Here is an 18,216-nt window from a genome sequence, read left to right as displayed (position 1 = left end):
ACGAAGCAGTACTCACAGGAGCCACGATGTTCAAGACCATTGAAGAACACGTACGCAAGCAGGTCGCCCCCGCCGCCCTGCGAGCCGAGTTTCGCCAGCATGAATTCGAAGCCATGCGCCCGTTCTGCATGCTGGTGTTCTGCGTCAGCATCCTGATCTGGCTGGTCTTCGACCTGATCGTCAGCTTCCTCGGCGGCCAGGGTTTCACCTGGCTGTCCTACCTGTTCATCACCCTGCTTGGCTGCCTCACGGTGATCCTGCGCTTCACCCGCAGCAGCCACCATTTCGACGTGCTCAACCTGCTGTTCATCAGCGCCATCACCTTGGGCATGCGCCTGGTCATCGAAGGTATTCCCGAGCCTCTGCGCCCCGTGTGGCTGGTGCTCGGCGTGTCGACCGTGCTCTATGCCGTTTCGGTACTGCCCGTGCGGCGCTGGTCGTTCTTCTGCGCCCTGACCATTACCTGGGTGATGCTCAACCCTTTCTACCACACCCGGATCGAAGCCGATGAACTCGAAGGCGCCATGCTGATCAGCTACGCGCTATTCCTCAGCGGCCTGGTGACCTACAGCTACCTGCAGATACGCCAAGCCAAGCTGCACAACTTCTACCTGTCCAAAGTGTTGCTGGAGCAGGCCTACATCGATGCCTTGACCGACATCCCCAACCGCCGCGCGTTCATGGCCAAGGCTGAACGCCAGCTGCACCTGGCAAAGCCTGGCCAGTACCTGGCGATGATCGACATCGACAACTTCAAACGGGTCAATGATTGCTTCGGGCATGATGTCGGCGACGAGGTACTCAAGCGCGTGGCCATGCATATTCGCGCCAGCATGAACGGTTTCGAGTATGCCCGGCTGGGCGGCGAGGAGTTCGCGATTCTGTTCGACGGCCTGGACGAGCAGCACGCGATGCAGCAGGTTGGCGGCTTGTGCAGCAGGGTGCGCGAAGACAATGCCGATCACCCGGTGACCATCAGTATCGGCCTGGCCCAGGTCAACCGTGGCGATTCCTTGACAGCAGCGCTGGTCCGGGCGGACCAGGCGCTGTATGCGGCCAAGCACAGTGGCAAGGACCGGTTCGTGCTGTGGCAACCGGCCCCATGAGCGAGAGGCATGGCGCATCATGCCCGGATCGCTTAGACGAAGTAACAGACCAGGTACGCCTTGCCCACGCCTTGATTGAAGTTGGCGGTACCGCCCAGGATCAGGCGTTGCGAGTCTGGGGCCAAAGCACAGCGCGCCACGTCGGCGCCGGCTTCGATGTTGGTGCGCTTGAGGCCCCCGTCACCGAACGTCGGATCGAGCAAGCCGTTGGCCTGGAACCGCCCAACGAAGAATTCGGTTTCCTTGGCGTTGTAAGGAATGCCCGTCAAGCCGGCAGCCACGCTGCCGCTGTCACGCCCAGGCTGCCCATGCACCCAGCGCGATCCCGAGGCAACCTGGGACAGATGCACCTCGCCGCCATTGAAGGCTGGGTCAAGTCGTCCATCGGCGGTCATGTGCCCCATGACTGCGGCATAGGGCAGGCGATCGGTCGAACCGCACAAGATCAAGCTTTCGTCCACGCGCTCGATCACGTCATAAAACTCGATCCCCACCCGGTTCTTGCCGCGCGGGGCCGTTACCCTGGTGATTCCGCCTGTGCCGAAAGCAGGATCAAGCATGCCGTCATGGCCCATGCGCAGCACCAGGCCTTCACCGTCGGTTGCTCCCCAGGCGACGATTCGCCCATCAGCCAATTCGGTCACGCCCTCCAACCAGACGTTGGGTTCGTCGCATAGCGGCAATTGCCATACGCCACCCTCATGGAAACAACCGTCCAGGTTGCCACATGCCGTGACCCGCACCAGCAAGCCACAACTTTGTGCCTGCTCATCGAACCGTGTTACAGCGATCAATATCTTGCCGTTTCGTTGCTGGATAAGGCCATACGGTTCGTCATATGCGCTCAGCCCTTTCAGTTCGAGCCTGACAATGCCGCCGTCACCGAAACAAGTGTCCAAGGAACCATCATGCTTGTAACGCGCCAGTAGCGGATAACTCACGGCCTTTGAACGGTCCTCGGCCAGTACGATGAAACCATCCTCTGCCGAGGCAATCACCTCCACGGGCACCGCGCTCACCCCTGCGCCAAAGGCAGCCATGACAAAGCCACCGTCACCGAAGCTGGCATCCGGCTGTCCTTCAGCCGTCAGGCCCGCCAGCCCAACATAAGGCTGACCGGCAACCCGGTACTGTGCCAGCGCGATAAGCCTGGATTGACTGATTGCCAGCCCATGCACGCCACTCTCCACACCACCGGGAAATACAATTTCCACTTTGCCTTGGTCACCGAACGCCGGGTCAATTTTGCAACTTTCTACCACGCTGTCATCTAACATCTTGATCTGGCTCACATAGAGAACTTGGAAATGAATTGATTCCATTTGCAGCCCAGTATGTCCAGCCATGGGAAAATGACAAAATATTACCGCCCAACAATTTGGGGGCAATGAAAAAAAACCAAGTATAAAAGTTGAAAAACCCTATACAAAGTTACATGGAGCCACTCTCAGATCTGCATGTTTCAGGAAACTTATCCTATATTAATGATCCTGTTTTCCAACGCTGTCAGACCACAGGCAAGCGAATCCTGAACGATGCGCCCCCCAGGGTCGAGTGACCGACCGTCAAGGTTCCCCCCTGCCCCTCGATCGCTCGGCGACTGATCGCCAGGCCCAGACCGAAACCGCCGGTATTGCGGTCGCGGCTGCGGTCCAGGCGATAAAACGGCTGGAAGATCCGCTCACGCTCCTCGGCCGGGATACCGATGCCGTCATCTTCCACGGTCAACAGGCAGGCACCGTCCGCCTCCAGACGCAGCCTGAGCAGCAGGCTTTCATCGCAATAGCGCATGGCGTTGCGCACCAGGTTCTGCACGGCCCGGGCGGTCAGTCGCGGGTCCAGCACGAAGCGTGGCAAGTTGTCCTCGGCCTGCACTTCCCACTGGATGCCCCGGGTATCGAGCTCTTCGGCGAAACCGCCGAGCACACTGTCGACCAGCTCCAGCAACGACACCTCGACCCGCTCCCGCGCCTGGTCGGCGTTGTACAGGCGGCTATAAGAGAGCAGCTCGAGCACCAGCTCGTCCAGCTCGCGCACATGCCCGACCAGTTCCAGCAGGCGCTTGCGGCTGGCCGGTGGCACCTCGTCGAACAGTAGCACCAGGCCGAAGTCCAGCCTTGTCAACGGTGTGCGCAGCTCGTGGGAGACCGCGTTGAGCAGCTCGCGCTGCTGGTTGACGTGGCGTTCCAGGTCGCTGGCCATGGTGTCGAACACCCCCGCCAGTTCGCCGATGTTCGAGTGCGCAGAGATGTGCGTGCGCTCGGCCATGTGCCCCTGCCCCAGGCGCCGTGCGGTTTCCTTCAGGCGCTCCAGGTCGCGCCAGTGCGGCCACACCCAGAGCAGCAGGCAGCCGAGCATCGCCGCACCGATCAGCACGGTCACGCCCCAGGACAATACGTTGATGTCCAGTGGGTCCGGGGGTGAATGCAGGCTGACCAGCCAGTCCTTGTCCAGAGGCGCCAGCACCGTTTGGTAATAGCCCCAGTCGCCGATGCGCACGGCGTACAGACCGTGTTCCAGGCGTGCCTGTTCCTGCGGGTTCAGGCCGGCCTTGTCACTGCGCAGCAGCTTGACCTCCAGTGGCGCGAAGACCTTGGCCAGATCCTGCTCCACCGCCGGCCATTGCACCTGCGGCGCCTGGCGGAACTGGCGCACGATCAGCGACTGCACGCCCTTGGCCTGGTCCAGGTTGTAGGCCATGAACCGGTCATGGAACAGGCCGACGATGGCGTCCGGAATCAACAGCAACGCCCCGGCGTAGGCAACGATGATCACCAGATACAGGCGCACCAGGATCTTCAGCATGGCGCGTCAGCACTCCCACTCGACACGGCTGAACAGGTAGCCCTTGCCCCACACGGTCTTGATCTTGCGCGCCTCGCCGGCACTGTCATCGAACTTGCGGCGCAGCTTGGAAATGGCCACGTCCACCGAGCGGTCGGTACCGTTGAACTCGATACCGCGTAACTGCTGGAGGATGCGGTCGCGGCTGAGCACCTCGCCGGCGTTGCGCGCCAGCACCACCAGCAGGTTGTATTCACCGCTGGACAGTTCCACCTCTTCACCGCGCCAGCTGACCAGGCGCTCGGCAAGGTCGATGCGCAGGCCGCCGATGAGGATCTGGTGGCTGTCCAGGCGCGGCTCATTGACGCTGCTGCGGCGCAGCAAGGTGCGCACGCGGGCCAGCAGCACCCTGGGCTCGCAGGGTTTGGTCACGTAGTCGTCGGCGCCCATTTCCAGGCCCAGCACCTGATCGTGGCTGTCGTCACGGGCAGTCAGCATCAGGATCGGCAGGCTCTGCGACGCCTGGCGCAGCAAGCGGCACAGTTGCAGGCCATCGATGCCTGGGAGCATCAGGTCGAGAATCACCAGGTCAGGGTTGTCTTGCCGGAAGGCGTCCAGCACGTGGTCGCCGCGGGCAATCACCCGGACATGGAAATCGTTGCGTTGCAGGTAGCTGGCGATCAACTCGGACAGCGCACTGTCGTCTTCGACCAGGAGAATGTTGGGCATAGGGGTTTGCTGGGAAATTTGAAGGAAGCTTCACCGGCCTCTTCGCGGGCAAGCCCGCTCCCACAGCGTGCCGTGCTGTACCTGTGGGAGCGGGCTTGCCCGCGAAGAGGCCGGCACAGATAGCTGCAGAATATAGAAACCTACATACCGGTAGGACTGTTCTTAACACTTTTTCACACAGGTCCTACAGGTGTTAACAGCCATCCGAGGAACGGTTGCCTTAGGATACGCAAGGTCATCATCGGAAGATCCGCATGCCTATTACCCTCCCCCCGCACCTGCGCCCTCTGGCGCTCGTGGCGCTGCTCACGCTGCCGTTGGCCGGTTGCGACGACTCGGCCGAGCAGGACGAAAAACAACCCACACCCCAGGTGCGGGTAGAAACCCTGCACTTGCAGCCCCTGGCCATCAGCACCGAGCTGAGCGGGCGCATTCTCGCCCCGCGCACAGCCGAAGTGCGCGCCCGCGTCGCCGGCGTGGTGCTCAAGCGGGTATACCGCGAAGGCAGCGACGTCAAACAGGGCGATGTACTGTTCCTCATCGACCCGGCGCCATTCAAGGCCGACCACGACAGCGCCCGCGCGACCCTGGCCAAGGCCGAGGCCACGCTGTACCAGGCGCGCCTGCAAGAGCAGCGCTACCGCCAGCTGGTCGACGACAAGGCGGTCAGCCGCCAGGAATACGACAACGCCCGCGCCGCCTTCCTCCAGGCCGACGCTGCCGTTGCCGAAGCCAAGGCGGCGCTGGAGCGCGCCCGCCTGAACCTGGGCTATGCCACGGTCACTGCACCAATCTCCGGGCGCATCGGCCGCGCCCTGGTCACCGAGGGCGCCCTGGTCGGGCAGAACGAGTCCACGCCGCTGGCGACCATCCAGCAGCTCGACCCGATCCATGCCGACGTCACCCAGTCGACCCGCGAACTCACCGCCCTGCGCCGGGCATTGCGCGCAGGTGAACTGCAGCAGGCCGGCGATGGCCAGGCCCGCGCCACCTTGATCCAGGACGATGGCAGTGCCTACCCGCTGCCAGGCAAGCTGCTGTTCTCCGACATCAGCGTCGACCCCAGCACCAACCAGATCACCCTGCGCAGCGAATTCCCCAACCCGGACCTCGACCTGTTGCCGGGCAGCTACGTGCGCGTGCGCCTGGAGCAGGCCGTGCAGCCCAAAGGCCTGAGCGTGCCGCAACGGGCCATCCTGCGTGACAGTGCCGGGGTGCCGAAGGTGCTGGTGGTCGACCCTCAGTCGCGCATCAGCGAGCGCCAGGTGGTGCTGGGTAACGCCCAGGGTGACCGCTGGCTGGTCAGCGAAGGCCTGGCGCCCGGCGAGCGGGTGGTGGTCGAAGGCCTGCAGCACGTCAAGGCCGGCGACCAGGTCCAGGTCGACCCTGACGCTCAGTCCATCGTCCAGCACAACGGCCAGTGAGGGCCTGATCCATGCCGCAGTTCTTCATCGACCGCCCGATCTTCGCCTGGGTGGTCGCGCTGTTCATCCTGCTTGCCGGCGCCCTGGCCATCCCCCAGCTGCCAGTGGCGCAGTACCCCAACGTGGCGCCGCCGCAGGTGGAAATCTACGCCGTGTACCCGGGCGCCTCGGCGGCGACCCTGGACGAAAGCGTGGTCAGCCTGATCGAGCAGGAGCTCAACGGCGCCGACAACCTGCTGTACTTCTCGTCGCAGAGCAGCCTGGGCAGCGCCACGATAACCGCCACCTTCGAGCCCGGCACTCACCCCGACCTGGCCCAGGTCGACGTGCAGAACCGCCTCAAGGTGGTCGAGTCGCGCCTGCCGCGCCAGGTGACCCAGCAAGGCCTGCAGGTAGAAAAGGTGTCCACCGGCTTCCTGCTGCTCGGCACCCTCACCTCGGAAGACGGCAGCCTCGATGAAACCGCGCTGTCCGACATCCTCGCGCGCAACGTGATGAACGAAATCCGCCGCCTCAAGGGTGTCGGCAAGGCGCAGCTGTATGGTTCCGAGCGTGCCATGCGCATCTGGATCGACCCGCGCAAGCTGATCGGCTTCAACCTCACGCCTAACGATGTGGCCGAGGCCATCGCCGCGCAGAACGCCCAGGTCGCCCCCGGCAGCATCGGCGACCTGCCCGCCCGCGGCACCCAGGAAATCACCGCCAACGTGGTGGTCAGGGGCCAGTTGAGCACGCCCGAGGAATTCGCCGCCATCGTTCTGCGTGCCAACCCGGATGGCTCCAGCGTCACCGTCGGCGATGTCGCCCGGGTGGAGATCGGCGCCCAGGAGTACCAGTACGGCACCCGCCTGAACGGCAAGCCGGCCACCGCCTTCAGCGTGCAGCTGGCGCCGGGGGCCAACGCGATGGAAACCGCCACCCTGGTGCGGGCGAAGATGCAGGAGCTGGCGCGCTACTTCCCTGAAGGGGTCAAGTACGACATTCCTTACGACACCTCGCCGTTCGTCAAGGTGTCGATCCAGCAGGTCATCAACACCCTGTTCGAAGCCATGCTGCTGGTGTTCGCGGTGATGTTCCTGTTCCTGCAGAACCTGCGCTACACGCTGATCCCGACCCTGGTGGTGCCGGTGGCGCTGATGGGCACCTTCGCCGTGATGCTGGCCATGGGCTTCTCGGTCAACGTGCTGACCCTGTTCGGCATGGTGCTGGCCATCGGCATCCTGGTCGACGACGCCATCGTGGTGGTAGAGAACGTCGAGCGGATCATGGCCGAGGAAGGCCTGCCGCCCAAGGAGGCCACGCGCAAGGCCATGGGCCAGATCAGCGGCGCCATCGTCGGCATCACCCTGGTGCTGGTGGCGGTGTTCCTGCCGATGGCCTTCATGAAAGGCTCGGTGGGGGTGATCTACCAGCAGTTCTCGCTGTCGATGGCGGTGTCGATCCTGTTCTCGGCGTTCCTCGCCCTGAGCCTGACCCCGGCCCTGTGCGCCACGTTGCTCAAGCCGCTGGCCAAGGGCGAACAGCATGAGCGCAAAGGCTTCTTCGGCTGGTTCAACCGCCGTTTCGAAAGCATGAGCAATGGCTACCAGCGCTGGGTACTGCAGGCGCTCAAGCGCAGCGGCCGCTACCTGCTGCTGTATGGCGTGCTGCTGGCCGTGCTGGGTTATGGCTTCAGCCAGTTGCCCACGGCGTTTTTGCCCACCGAAGACCAGGGCTACACCATCACCGACATCCAGCTGCCGCCGGGCGCCAGCCGCATGCGCACCGAGCAGGTTGCCGCCCAGATCGAGGCGCACAACGCCGAAGAGCCGGGTGTCGGCAACACCACGCTGATCCTCGGTTTCAGCTTCTCGGGCAGTGGCCAGAACGCCGCGCTGGCCTTCACCACGCTCAAGGACTGGTCCGAACGCGGCGCCGACGACAGTGCCCAGTCGATCGCCGACCGCGCCACCCTGGCCTTTACCCAGCTCAAGGATGCCGTGGCCTACTCCGTGCTGCCGCCCCCGATTGATGGTTTGGGCGAGTCGACCGGTTTCGAGCTGCGCCTGCAGGACCGCGGCGGCATGGGCCATGAGGCGTTGATGGCCGCCCGCGACGAGCTGCTGGCCGGCGCGCAAAAAAGCAAGGTGCTGGCCAACGTGCGCGAAGCCTCGCTGGCGGAAAGCCCGCAGGTGCAACTGGAAATCGACCGCCGCCAGGCCAACGCCCTGGGCGTGTCGTTCGCCGACATCGGCTCGGTGCTGGACGTCGCCGTGGGTTCCAGCTACGTCAACGACTTCCCCAACCAGGGCCGCATGCAGCGGGTGGTGGTGCAGGCCGAAGGCGATCAGCGCAGCCAGGTCGAGGATCTGCTGAAGATCCACGTGCGCAATAGCAGCGGCAAGATGGTGCCACTGGGCGCCTTCGTCCAGGCCAAGTGGGTCAGTGGCCCGGTGCAGCTGACCCGTTACAACGGCTACCCGGCGGTGTCGATTTCCGGTGAGCCGGCGGCGGGTTACAGCTCGGGTGAAGCCATGGCCGAGATCGAGCGCCTGGTCGCCCAGCTGCCGGCCGGTGCCGGCCTGGAATGGACCGGCCTGTCGCTGCAGGAACGCCTGTCCGGCAGCCAGGCACCGCTGCTGATGGCGTTGTCGTTGCTGGTGGTGTTCCTGTGCCTGGCGGCGCTGTATGAAAGCTGGTCGATCCCGACTGCGGTGCTGCTGGTGGTGCCACTTGGGGTGCTTGGCGCGGTGCTGGCGGTGACCCTGCGCGGCATGCCCAACGACGTGTTCTTCAAGGTCGGCCTGATCACCCTGATCGGCCTGTCGGCGAAGAACGCCATCCTCATCATCGAGTTCGCCAAGCACCTGGTCGACCAGGGCGTGGACGCCGTCGACGCTGCCGTGCAGGCCGCGCGCCTGCGCCTGCGGCCGATCGTCATGACGTCGCTGGCGTTCATCCTCGGCGTGGTGCCGCTGGCCATCGCCACCGGCGCCAGCTCGGCGAGCCAGCAGGCAATCGGCACCGGGGTGATCGGCGGGATGCTCAGCGCCACCCTGGCGGTGGTGTTCGTGCCGGTGTTCTTCGTGGTGGTGATGCGCCTTGCCGGGCGCGGCCGCACCCAGGCCGAACAGGCGCGGGCACGCGAAGCCTGACTGGACAAGCCGTGCGTTGAATGAGAGGGTTCCGGGCATTGACTGCCCGGAACCCTTTTTCATGCCTGATGCCCTGCCCCCTTGCTCCGTCCTGATCCTCGCCGGTGGCCGCGGCCAGCGCATGGGCGGGCGTGACAAAGGCCTGCTGGAATGGCGCGGCGAGCCGTTGGTCGCGCATATCCAGCGTACCGTTCGGCCGCTCAGTGATGACCTGGTGATTTCCTGCAACCGCAACCAGCAGACGTACAAGGCTTACGCCGACCAACTGGTGGGCGACGCCGAGGCGGACTTCCCCGGGCCGCTGGCCGGGGTGATTGCCGGGCTGCAGGTGGCCAGGCATGAATGGGTGGTGCTGCTGGCGTGCGATGCGCCGTTGGTTGACAAGGTATTGATCGATAGCTTGCGGCAGTTGGCTGTGACCGGGGACAGTGTTGCAATGGTGCGCCAGGGCGGGTTTTGGCAGCCGATGTTCAGCGTCTTGCCGCGCCGGGTGTTGCCGGTGCTGGAGCAGGCCTGGCTGGCGGGTGAGCGCAGCTTGCAGAAGGCCTTGTTGCGGGAGGCGGTGCAAGGGCTGGAGTGTGCCGAGGATGATCCGCGGCTGAGCAACTTCAATAGCCCCGATTTGCTGCAAGGCTGAATGCTCCACCCTCTGTACCGGCCCTTTCGCGGGCAAGCCCGCGAAAGGGCCGGTACAGGCGATACATCATCGCGCCGTCAGTTCCTCGATGCTGATCTCGCGCATCCGGAACTTCTGCACCTTGCCGGTCACCGTCATCGGGAACTCGTCGACGAACCGGAAGTACCTGGGCACCTTGAAGTGCGCGATCCGCGCTTTCGCCCAGTCGCGCAATTGCTCCGCGCTGGCGGTATGCCCAGGATGCAGGCGCACCCAGGCGACGATCTCTTCGCCATACTTGCTGCACGGCACGCCGATCACCTGCACATCGGCGACCGCCGGGTGAGTGAAGAAGAACTCCTCCAGCTCCCGCGGGTAGATGTTCTCGCCGCCGCGAATGATCATGTCCTTGCTGCGCCCGACAATGCGCACATAGCCCTGCTCGTCCATCACCGCCAGGTCACCGGTGTGCATCCAGCCTTCGCCATCGATGCTCTCGGCGGTGGCCTTGGGGTTGTTCCAGTAACCCAGCATCACACTGTAGCCGCGGGTACACAGTTCACCGATCACGCCACGCGGCACGGTGTTGCCGTCGGCGTCGACCACCTTGCTCTCCAGCCGTGGCTGGGTGCGGCCGACGCTGGTCACCCGGCGCTCCAGGTCATCGTCGGGCCCGGTCTGCAGCGACACCGGGCTGGTCTCGGTCATGCCGTAGGCAATCTGCACCTCGGCCATGTGCATCTCGCCGATCACCCGGCGCATCACTTCGATCGGGCAGGTGGCGCCGGCCATGATCCCGGTGCGTAGGCTCGACAAGTCGAATTCGCCACGCTGCGGGTGGTCCAGCTCGGCGATGAACATGGTCGGCACGCCATACAGGGCGGTGGCCTTTTCCTCGGCCACGGCGCGCAGGGTTGCCAGCGGGTCGAAGGCATCACTGGGGTAGATCAGCGTGCTGCCGTGGGTCATGCAGCCCAGGTTGGCCATGACCATGCCGAAACAGTGGTACAGCGGCACCGGTACCACCAGGCGGTCGTGTTCGGTGAGGCCCAGGCTTTCACCGACCATGTAGCCGTTGTTGAGGATGTTGCTGTGGCTGAGCGTGGCACCCTTGGGGAAGCCGGTGGTGCCGGAGGTGTACTGGATGTTGATCGGGTCGTCGCAGTGCAGTTGCGCCTGGCGCTCGGCCAGGGCCTCACGGCTGACCGACTCGGCACGGGCTTGCAGGTCATGCCAGGCGAGGAAGCCAGCCGGTGGTGAGAGCGCCAGGCTGACCACCCCGCGCAGCTCGGGGAAACGCTCGCAGACCAGAGCACCGGGCTGACCGTTCACCAGGCCCGGGATCAGGCCCAGCAGCATGGCGTGGTAATCGGAGGTCTTGAAGGCGTCGGCGCAGATCACCCAGCGGCAGCCGGACTGGCCGAGGGCGTAGTCCAGCTCGCTGGAGCGGTAGGCCGGGTTGATGTTGACCAGGATCGCGCCGACCTTGGCGCTGGCAAACTGGGTGATGCACCACTCGGCGCAATTGGGCGCCCAGATGCCTAAGCGGTCGCCGGGCTGCACACCCAGGGCCATGAGTGCGCGGGCGTGCTGGTCGACGGCATCGGCCAGTTGCTGCCAGGTGTAGCGCAGGGCCTGGTGGCGGACCACCAGCGCATCGCGCTCGGGGAAGCGGGCGACGGTGGCGTCGAAGGCGTCGCCAATGCATTGGCTGAGCAGGGCCTTGGTCGGGTTGCCCTGGGTGTAGCTTGGCTGGGGCATGGGCGCTCTCTTGTTGTTCTTGTGTGGGTTGTACCGGCCTCATCGCGGATGAATCCGCTCCTACAAGATCACCGCTGACCCGTAGGAGCGGATTTATCCGCGAAGAAGCTCACACCGACTTAGCGGACGAACACCTGCGGTGTGGTGGTGGACATGTCACCGCCCGGCAGCTTGATGTTCTTCACCTTCTCCAGTGTCTCGGGGTCGAACACCGCCAGGTCATTGAAGGTGCCGCCCAGGTACAGCTTGTCGCCCTTCTTGTCGAAGGTCACGCAGTAATAGGTGTGCTCCAGATTAGCCGCCTTGATCAGCTTGCGCTGCTTGATGTCGTACTTGGCCAGGCGGTTGAGCACGCCGTAGATCTGGTTCGGGTCCTTCGGCGAGCGCAGGCCGGTGAAGTACAGCTCGGTCAGGTCGGCGAACTCCTGGGTGTGGGGCTTGCCGGTCTTGAGGTCGATGCTCAGGTAGCCGTACAGCGGCTGCGCCTCGTTCGGATCCTGCTTGGCGTCCTTGAACCTGGCAATGGTGTAGAGCATCGAAAACTCATGGCGCGGGCTCTGGTGCGGCCAGAAGTACAGCACATCCGGGGCGCTGTAGCCCTTGCGGTTCCAGTTGCGCAGCGGCAGGGCCACGGTGTACTTGCCGGTCTTCACGTCCATCTTGTAGATGTCCGGCCCGACGAAGAACAGGCTGCCATCATCGGCGGCGCGCATCAGGTAGACCTGGCGCGGCATCGGGAATGTGCGCAGCGGCTTGGCCTCCAGGCCGTCGGCGGTGCTGTACACCTCCAGGCGCGGTGGCTTGACCACGTAGTGGTCGTTCAGGCGCTGGGTCGGGTTGACCGTGGCGTACACCTCTTTGCCATCGGGGCTCAGGGCAAACGAGTACATCGACTTGCCGACTTCGCCGGGCACGCTGGACAGGTTGGCGTGGAAGGTGGTCTTGCAGGTGTCCAGGTCGATGCCGTAGATGTCGGCATAATGGTTGTTGAGCACGTAGGCGGTGCGGTTGTCCGGCGCCATCATCGCGGTGCCGGGGCCGAACTTGTCGGGCATCTGGCAGCTCTTGTACAGCGTGTCGCTGGCCACGTCGATGACGTGCAGGTTGTTCGGGTAGTTGGTGGTGATCAGGTATTCCTGGCCAGCCTTGAGGGCCGGGCCGGCATCATCGGCCTGTACCGCCCAGGTGCAGGCCGTGGCGGCGATTGTCAGCGCGAGTTGCGCGCAGCGTCCAGCTTTCATGCGGTTTCCCCTTGTCATTCTTGTTGGGCCGGTCACTTGTCTTTAGGGAACACGGTGCCGAGGTTGCGCCAGTCTTCCTGGGAGTTGTTCGCCTGGGCGTTCCAGTCCTGGTAAGTGCTCATCATGTCCGGCACCTGGGCCGGCCACCAGCAAGGGTCGGAGCAACCGTACAGGTCGGCCTCCATCGGCTGGCACAGCGAGCTGACGCCGCCAAAGGCGTCCACTTCCCAACCCGGGTCGGTGGTGGCGGTGCAGCCGGCCACCGCGCTCATGGCCAGGACGTCGGCGACGCGGTCTTCGGCGGCGGCCTGTTCGAGGATGCGCGCCTTGTTGTTCAGGGGCTTCAAATGCTTCATGTCAGTGCGCCTTCCGCGGGGTGATGTAGCGGTCGATGAAGGCCGGGTTGGCGGCCATGATGCGGCTGTAGACCTCGATGCCGAAGTCGACCCAGTCGCGCATCAACTCGCAGTAGTGGTAGGTCGGGTGCTGCGGGTCGCCGTAGCGGGCGTAGCTCTCGTGGTAGCAGCCGCCGGAGCACAGGTTGCGGATGCGGCAGCTGTCGCAGCCGGTGTTGCTGCGGTCCAGGCGCTGCGACAGGAAGTCGTTGAGCTGTGCCTGCTTCACGCCCTGGTGGACGTTGCCGAAGGTTGGCAGGCTGGAGCCGGTGAAGCGGTGGCACAGGTTCAGCTCGCCTTCGTGGTCCACGGCCAGCATCTTCAGCCCGGCACCGCACGGCAAGGCCTTCTTGTGGCCTTCGTGGATGTCGGTGATCAGCTGGTGCAGGTTGGAGAAGCCGATGTTGCGGTGCTCCAGCGCCGCCTCCAGGTACTTGCGGCCCAGCGCCTTCATGTTGGCGAACACCTGCACCAGCTCTTCGCCGGTGAGGTTGAAATCGGCCATGTCGCCGGAGGTGACCGGGGCAAAGCCGACTTCAGCGAAGCCCATTTCGTTGAACAGGTGGTTCCAGATGGTCTCGACGTCGGTAATGCCACGGGTCAGGGTGACCCGCGCGCCCACCGGGCGGCTGGTGTAGCGCGACAGGAGCAGGTCGGCCTTGCGCCGCACCACGTCATAGGTGCCCTGCCCGCCCACGGTGATGCGGTTGCGGTCGTGCACGGTCTTCGGGCCGTCGATACTGATCGACAGGCCGAAGCGGTGGGCGTTGAGCCACTCGATGATTTCTTCGGTCAGCAAGGTCGCGTTGGTGGTCATGATGAATTCCACCTGCTTGCCGGCTTCGGCGAAGCGCCGCTCGCAGTAGGCGACCATGTGCTCGATCAGCGGCCGGTTTGACAGCGGCTCGCCACCGAAGAACACCACGCTGTAGCGCTCCTCGTTGGGCGACTCCTTGAGCAGCATCTCCACCGAGGCTTCGGCGGTAGCGGTGCTCATCTTCTTGCCGGCGGACGGTTTGTCCAGGTCTTCCTTGTAGCAGTAGGTGCAGCTGAGGTTGCAGCCGGTGTTGACGTTGAGCACCACGGTGTTCAGCGCCGTGCGTTCGACCTGCTTGAGGGCGATTTCCGGGGTCAGCGGCGAGCCGTCGCTGACCAGCTCCAGTGCGATCAGCTCGCGCAGGGTGCCCTGGATTTCATCGCCGGCAAACTGCTGGCCAAGGCGCTGCATCAGCTCCTCGGCCGAGCAGCCTTGCTGGCGCAGGGTGTCGATGATACCGCCGGTCACCGCGTCGGCGGTGAACAGCGAACTGCTGGGAATGTGGAACAGCATGCGGTCGGCATCGACCTGCACTTCGTGCAGGTTGCGTTCGACCAGGTTCAGTAGCGCGCCCATGGCGACCTCCCGATAATCGATGCGTTGGAAAACCGTTGCCCACTGCCGTTACGGCAGCGGCGGGTTGTTCCAGCGCTGGACGGTGACGATCATGTGGCCCTCACCGCTCTGGCCGCCGTCTGCCAAGGTGGCGATGACTTTCAGGTTGCCGGCGTTGTTGGTCATCATCTTGCGCGCCGGGTTCGGGCCGGCACCGCCAGGCACGAACACACCGTCGGCCTGCATCTGCCCGGCGAACTTGACGTCTTCGTCCTCGACCGCACGCTCGTTGAACGGCTCGACTTTCCAGCTGGCTGGCAGGTAGCCGATACGCAGCGGCTGGCCATTGGCGTCCTTGCCCCAGGCTTCGGCTTCGAAACGCCCCTGGACCTTCGGCACCGAGGCACCGTTCTCGCCGATGCGGGCGATGGAGAATGCCGGCACCACTTTCACTTCCTCGACCTTGTCGTACACCGCCAGGTTTGCGCCCTTGAGCTCACCCACGGCAACTTCGCGCTGGCCAGGCTTGGCGTCGGCTGCGGCACGGGCCTTCACGCGCACCAGGGTCGGGCTCTGCTCCAGCACCTCGGTCACTTCCACGCCGGCGCCCAGGTCAGGCTTGCCGGCAAGGCCGGTGCCAACCAGGGTGATCTCGCTTTCGCCACCGGCCTTGATGAATGCCGGCTGTACCGCGAGCAGGCGGGCCTTGCCCTCTTTGGCTGCGGTGAAGTCCAGGCCACGCTCGTCGTGATCGGCTTCGAACATGCGACCCTTCATCTCGCCGTCCAGCGCGGCAAAGACCTGGCGCAGGTTGCTGTCGCCGACCTTGACGTTGCCGCGCCATTCATAGCCGTTATAGAGAATCGCCGTGCCACTGCCGTTGAACGGCGTGCCGTCGGCGTAGCTGCCCTTGACCTCGACCTTGAAGGTATCGCCCTGGTCGGCGCTGACGGTCATCACCCCGCGCACATCGCCCTTGGCCAGCATGTGGCCGCTGAACGCCCACTGCCCCGGCAGTGCGTCGGCGGTCGGCTTGGTCTTCTGCCATTCGGCCCAGGCCGGGCTTTCCAGCGGGAAGCGCTTGGCCAGGTCCGGTACCACTTGCTTGAGGGCGATTTCCAGCCAGTCGCGGTCACGCGCCTGGGCCTGGTATTCCAAAGACGGCCACTGGCCGAGGTGGAAGTTGATCAGGTGTTCCCACTCCTGCGCCGGGCGCCGTTGCAGGGCGACACGGGCGCCGGAGTGGCAGCGGCCACAGGTTTCGCTGAGCTGGGTGTCGAAGTGCTCGACGGTGTTGAGCCGGCGCTCCATGGCGTAGCGCACGCCATCGGTCTCACTGGGCGCCAGGCCCTGCTTGTCGGCCAGGTACTTGACCAGGGCGCGACGGTCGTCGTCACTGATCTGCAGGCCATGCATGACCTGCATGCGGGCGATGCTCATCAGCCAGCCTTCCGGCGTCTTGCGCTGGTGGCTGATGCGGCTGTAGGTATCGTTGCCCTCGGGGATATGGCACCCCATGCACTTGTTCTGCAACAGGCTCGGGCCCTGCTCGGCCGCCATGGCCTGGGTGCCCAGCAGTGCGGCGGCGACCAGCGCCAGTTTGCCCGCATGCCGCCGGAGTCGAGTCGTCTTCAAGGTCAGACCTCCACGGTTGTTGTTCTTATGGTTTTCACACGCTTTGGGACAGCAGGTGTGCATGTGAAGGTTGTGATACAGAAACTGTGCCAAGTGATGCAAAGGCGTTGTATTTCAGGCTTTTAGCTGAACTGAATGGGCCACCTGAGGCATGGCCGGCCTAGCCGGAGCGTGCCATTTCGCGACAACGTGTTTCATCCTGAGACAGGGCCTGCTGCGCAAGCCATCGCTGGCAAGCCAGCTCCCACACGAATGGCGCATGACCCAGGTTCAACACAGCACCTGTGGGTGCGGCGGTTCGGCGCCCCGACTTGCCCGCGAAGCGGCCGGACAGCCCCTGTGTCATCACCGTCTCACACCGTCTCAATGTGCAACAGCGCAGCCTTGCAATCCCAACCTTGCAACCCGGCAAAACCCAACCAGTTCAGCACCTTGCAGCCATTTGGCAACCTTGGCACGGCCATTGCGCCAGTGCCTGCCACATCCAATGACAAGAGGCTCAGCCCCATGCTTTCCGAACTGCCCATCCTGCCCGCCACCCGCGCCTTCCTCGAGCGCAAGCTGAAGATGCGTATCGGCGCCGACTGGCAGGACGCCGCCAGCGGCCGCACCCTGTCGTTCCGCAACCCGGCCACTGGCGAGGTGCTGGGCGAAGTGCCCGCCGCCGAGGCCGAAGATGTCGACCGCGCGGTGCGCGCCGCACGCCAGGCCTTCGATGATTCGCCGTGGAGCCGCATGCGCCCACGCGAGCGGCAGAACCTGCTGTGGCGCCTGGCCGACCTGATGGAGCGCGACGCGCAGCAACTGGCCGAGCTGGAATGCCTGAACAACGGCAAGAGCGCCGCCGTGGCCAAGGTCATGGACGTGCAGTTGGCCATCGACTTCCTGCGCTACATGGCCGGCTGGGCCACCAAGATCGAGGGTAGCACCGTCGAAGCGTCCATGCCGCTGATGCCCAATGACCAGTTCCATGGTTTCGTGCGTCGCGAAGCGGTCGGCGTGGTCGGCGCCATCGTCGCCTGGAACTTCCCGCTGCTGCTGGCCTGCTGGAAGCTCGGCCCGGCCCTGGCCACTGGCTGCAGCGTGGTGCTCAAGCCGGCCGACGAAACTCCGCTGACCGCCCTCAAGCTGGCCGAGCTGGTGAACGAGGCTGGCTACCCGGCCGGGGTGTTCAACGTGATCACCGGCACCGGCCTGAACGCCGGTGCAGCGCTGAGCCGCCACCCGGGCGTGGACAAGCTGACCTTCACCGGCTCCACCGAAGTGGGCAAGCTGATCGGCAAGGCGGCCATGGACAACATGACCCGTGTCACCCTGGAGCTCGGCGGCAAGTCGCCGACCATCGTCATGCCCGATGCCAACCTGCAGGAAGCCGCTGCCGGCGCCGCCACGGCGATCTTCTTCAACCAGGGCCAGGTATGCTGCGCCGGTTCGCGCCTGTACGTGCACCGCAAGCACTTCGACAATGTGGTGGCCGACATCGCCGGCATCGCCAACGGCATGAAACTCGGCAGCGGCCTGGACCCGGCCGTGCAGATGGGCCCGCTGATCTCGGCCAAGCAGCAGGACCGGGTCACCGGCTACATCAACCTGGGCCGCGAGCTGGGGGCGACCATCGCCTGTGGCGGTGAGGGCTTCGGCCCGGGTTACTTCGTCAAGCCGACGGTAATCGTCGACGTCGACCAGCGCCATCGCCTGGTGCAGGAAGAGATCTTCGGGCCGGTGCTGGTGGCAATGCCGTTCGACGACCTCGACGAAGTGATCGGCATGGCCAACGACAACCCCTATGGCCTGGGCGCTAGCATCTGGTCGAACGACCTGGCGGCGGTGCACCGGATGATTCCGCGCATCAAGTCGGGGTCGGTGTGGGTCAACTGCCACAGCGCGCTGGACCCGGCGCTGCCGTTCGGGGGCTACAAGATGTCCGGTGTCGGCCGTGAGATGGGCGCAGCGGCCATTGAGCACTATACCGAGCTCAAATCGGTGCTGATCAAGCTCTGATCTTTACCTTTACCGGCC

Annotated in this window: 13 protein-coding genes; 5 read left to right on the top strand and 8 right to left on the bottom strand. The window is 64.6% G+C overall.

Annotation, left to right across the window (positions count from 1 at the left end; genetic code table 11):
* Positions 1 to 26 precede the first annotated feature (26 nt).
* Entirely contained in the window at positions 27 to 1,106 is a 1,080-nt protein-coding gene (locus tag ACIPZ5_RS10360; RefSeq protein WP_400808319.1) for a GGDEF domain-containing protein, read from the top strand.
* Positions 1,107 to 1,138: 32 nt separating this feature from the next.
* Here ACIPZ5_RS10360 and ACIPZ5_RS10355 read toward each other — a convergent pair whose 3' ends face one another.
* The 3 genes from ACIPZ5_RS10355 to ACIPZ5_RS10345 form a co-directional block, all read right to left on the bottom strand.
* Positions 1,139 to 2,428 (bottom strand): hypothetical protein, encoded by a 1,290-nt coding sequence (locus ACIPZ5_RS10355; RefSeq protein WP_400808316.1) that lies wholly within the window; start codon positions 2,426 to 2,428, stop codon positions 1,139 to 1,141.
* 184 nt (positions 2,429 to 2,612) lie between these two features.
* The gene (locus tag ACIPZ5_RS10350; RefSeq protein ID WP_400808314.1) at positions 2,613 to 3,911 is read right to left on the bottom strand and encodes an ATP-binding protein; all 1,299 of its coding nucleotides are present in this window, start codon (positions 3,909 to 3,911) and stop codon (positions 2,613 to 2,615) included.
* A 6-nt stretch (positions 3,912 to 3,917) separates the two neighbouring features.
* A complete protein-coding gene (locus ACIPZ5_RS10345; RefSeq protein WP_261940173.1) occupies positions 3,918 to 4,619 on the bottom strand; it encodes a response regulator transcription factor in 702 nt (233 codons plus the stop codon).
* A 254-nt stretch (positions 4,620 to 4,873) separates the two neighbouring features.
* On the opposite strand from ACIPZ5_RS10345, the gene ACIPZ5_RS10340 reads away from it, so the two are divergent.
* From ACIPZ5_RS10340 to mobA, 3 genes are all read left to right on the top strand, one after another.
* On the top strand, positions 4,874 to 6,043 hold the full coding sequence (locus ACIPZ5_RS10340; RefSeq protein ID WP_400808311.1) for an efflux RND transporter periplasmic adaptor subunit: 1,170 nt from the start codon (positions 4,874 to 4,876) through the stop codon (positions 6,041 to 6,043).
* Positions 6,044 to 6,054: 11 nt separating this feature from the next.
* Complete coding sequence (locus ACIPZ5_RS10335) at positions 6,055 to 9,177, top strand: multidrug efflux RND transporter permease subunit (protein WP_400808309.1); 3,123 nt, start codon at positions 6,055 to 6,057, stop codon at positions 9,175 to 9,177.
* 61 nt (positions 9,178 to 9,238) lie between these two features.
* Positions 9,239 to 9,814, top strand: coding sequence for a molybdenum cofactor guanylyltransferase MobA (mobA, locus tag ACIPZ5_RS10330; protein WP_400808307.1), 576 nt, complete (start codon positions 9,239 to 9,241; stop codon positions 9,812 to 9,814).
* Between the two features lie 66 nt (positions 9,815 to 9,880).
* On the opposite strand, the gene ACIPZ5_RS10325 is transcribed toward mobA, so the two are convergent.
* From ACIPZ5_RS10325 to peaA, 5 genes are all read right to left on the bottom strand, one after another.
* Positions 9,881 to 11,554 (bottom strand): fatty acid CoA ligase family protein, encoded by a 1,674-nt coding sequence (locus ACIPZ5_RS10325; RefSeq protein ID WP_400808304.1) that lies wholly within the window; start codon positions 11,552 to 11,554, stop codon positions 9,881 to 9,883.
* A 119-nt stretch (positions 11,555 to 11,673) separates the two neighbouring features.
* Positions 11,674 to 12,795, bottom strand: coding sequence for a quinohemoprotein amine dehydrogenase subunit beta (peaD, locus tag ACIPZ5_RS10320; RefSeq protein WP_261940178.1), 1,122 nt, complete (start codon positions 12,793 to 12,795; stop codon positions 11,674 to 11,676).
* A 32-nt stretch (positions 12,796 to 12,827) separates the two neighbouring features.
* Entirely contained in the window at positions 12,828 to 13,151 is a 324-nt protein-coding gene (gene qhpC, locus ACIPZ5_RS10315) for a quinohemoprotein amine dehydrogenase subunit gamma (RefSeq protein ID WP_085679720.1), read from the bottom strand.
* Between the two features lies 1 nt (position 13,152).
* The gene (peaB, locus tag ACIPZ5_RS10310; protein ID WP_400808301.1) at positions 13,153 to 14,583 is read right to left on the bottom strand and encodes a quinohemoprotein amine dehydrogenase maturation protein; all 1,431 of its coding nucleotides are present in this window, start codon (positions 14,581 to 14,583) and stop codon (positions 13,153 to 13,155) included.
* A gap of 48 nt (positions 14,584 to 14,631) precedes the next feature.
* Positions 14,632 to 16,197, bottom strand: a complete 1,566-nt coding sequence (peaA, locus tag ACIPZ5_RS10305; protein WP_400808298.1) for a quinohemoprotein amine dehydrogenase subunit alpha — start codon at positions 16,195 to 16,197, stop codon at positions 14,632 to 14,634.
* Positions 16,198 to 16,704: 507 nt separating this feature from the next.
* Between peaA and ACIPZ5_RS10300 the strand changes: the two genes are divergently transcribed.
* Entirely contained in the window at positions 16,705 to 18,198 is a 1,494-nt protein-coding gene (locus ACIPZ5_RS10300) for an aldehyde dehydrogenase family protein (RefSeq protein WP_400808295.1), read from the top strand.
* Positions 18,199 to 18,216 lie beyond the last annotated feature (18 nt).

Source organism: Pseudomonas sp. NPDC089428, from assembly GCF_044749325.1.
Lineage (GTDB): Bacteria > Pseudomonadota > Gammaproteobacteria > Pseudomonadales > Pseudomonadaceae > Aquipseudomonas.
Note: the sequence above shows the minus strand (reverse complement) of the source record. Positions and strands in the feature narration are given on the sequence as shown.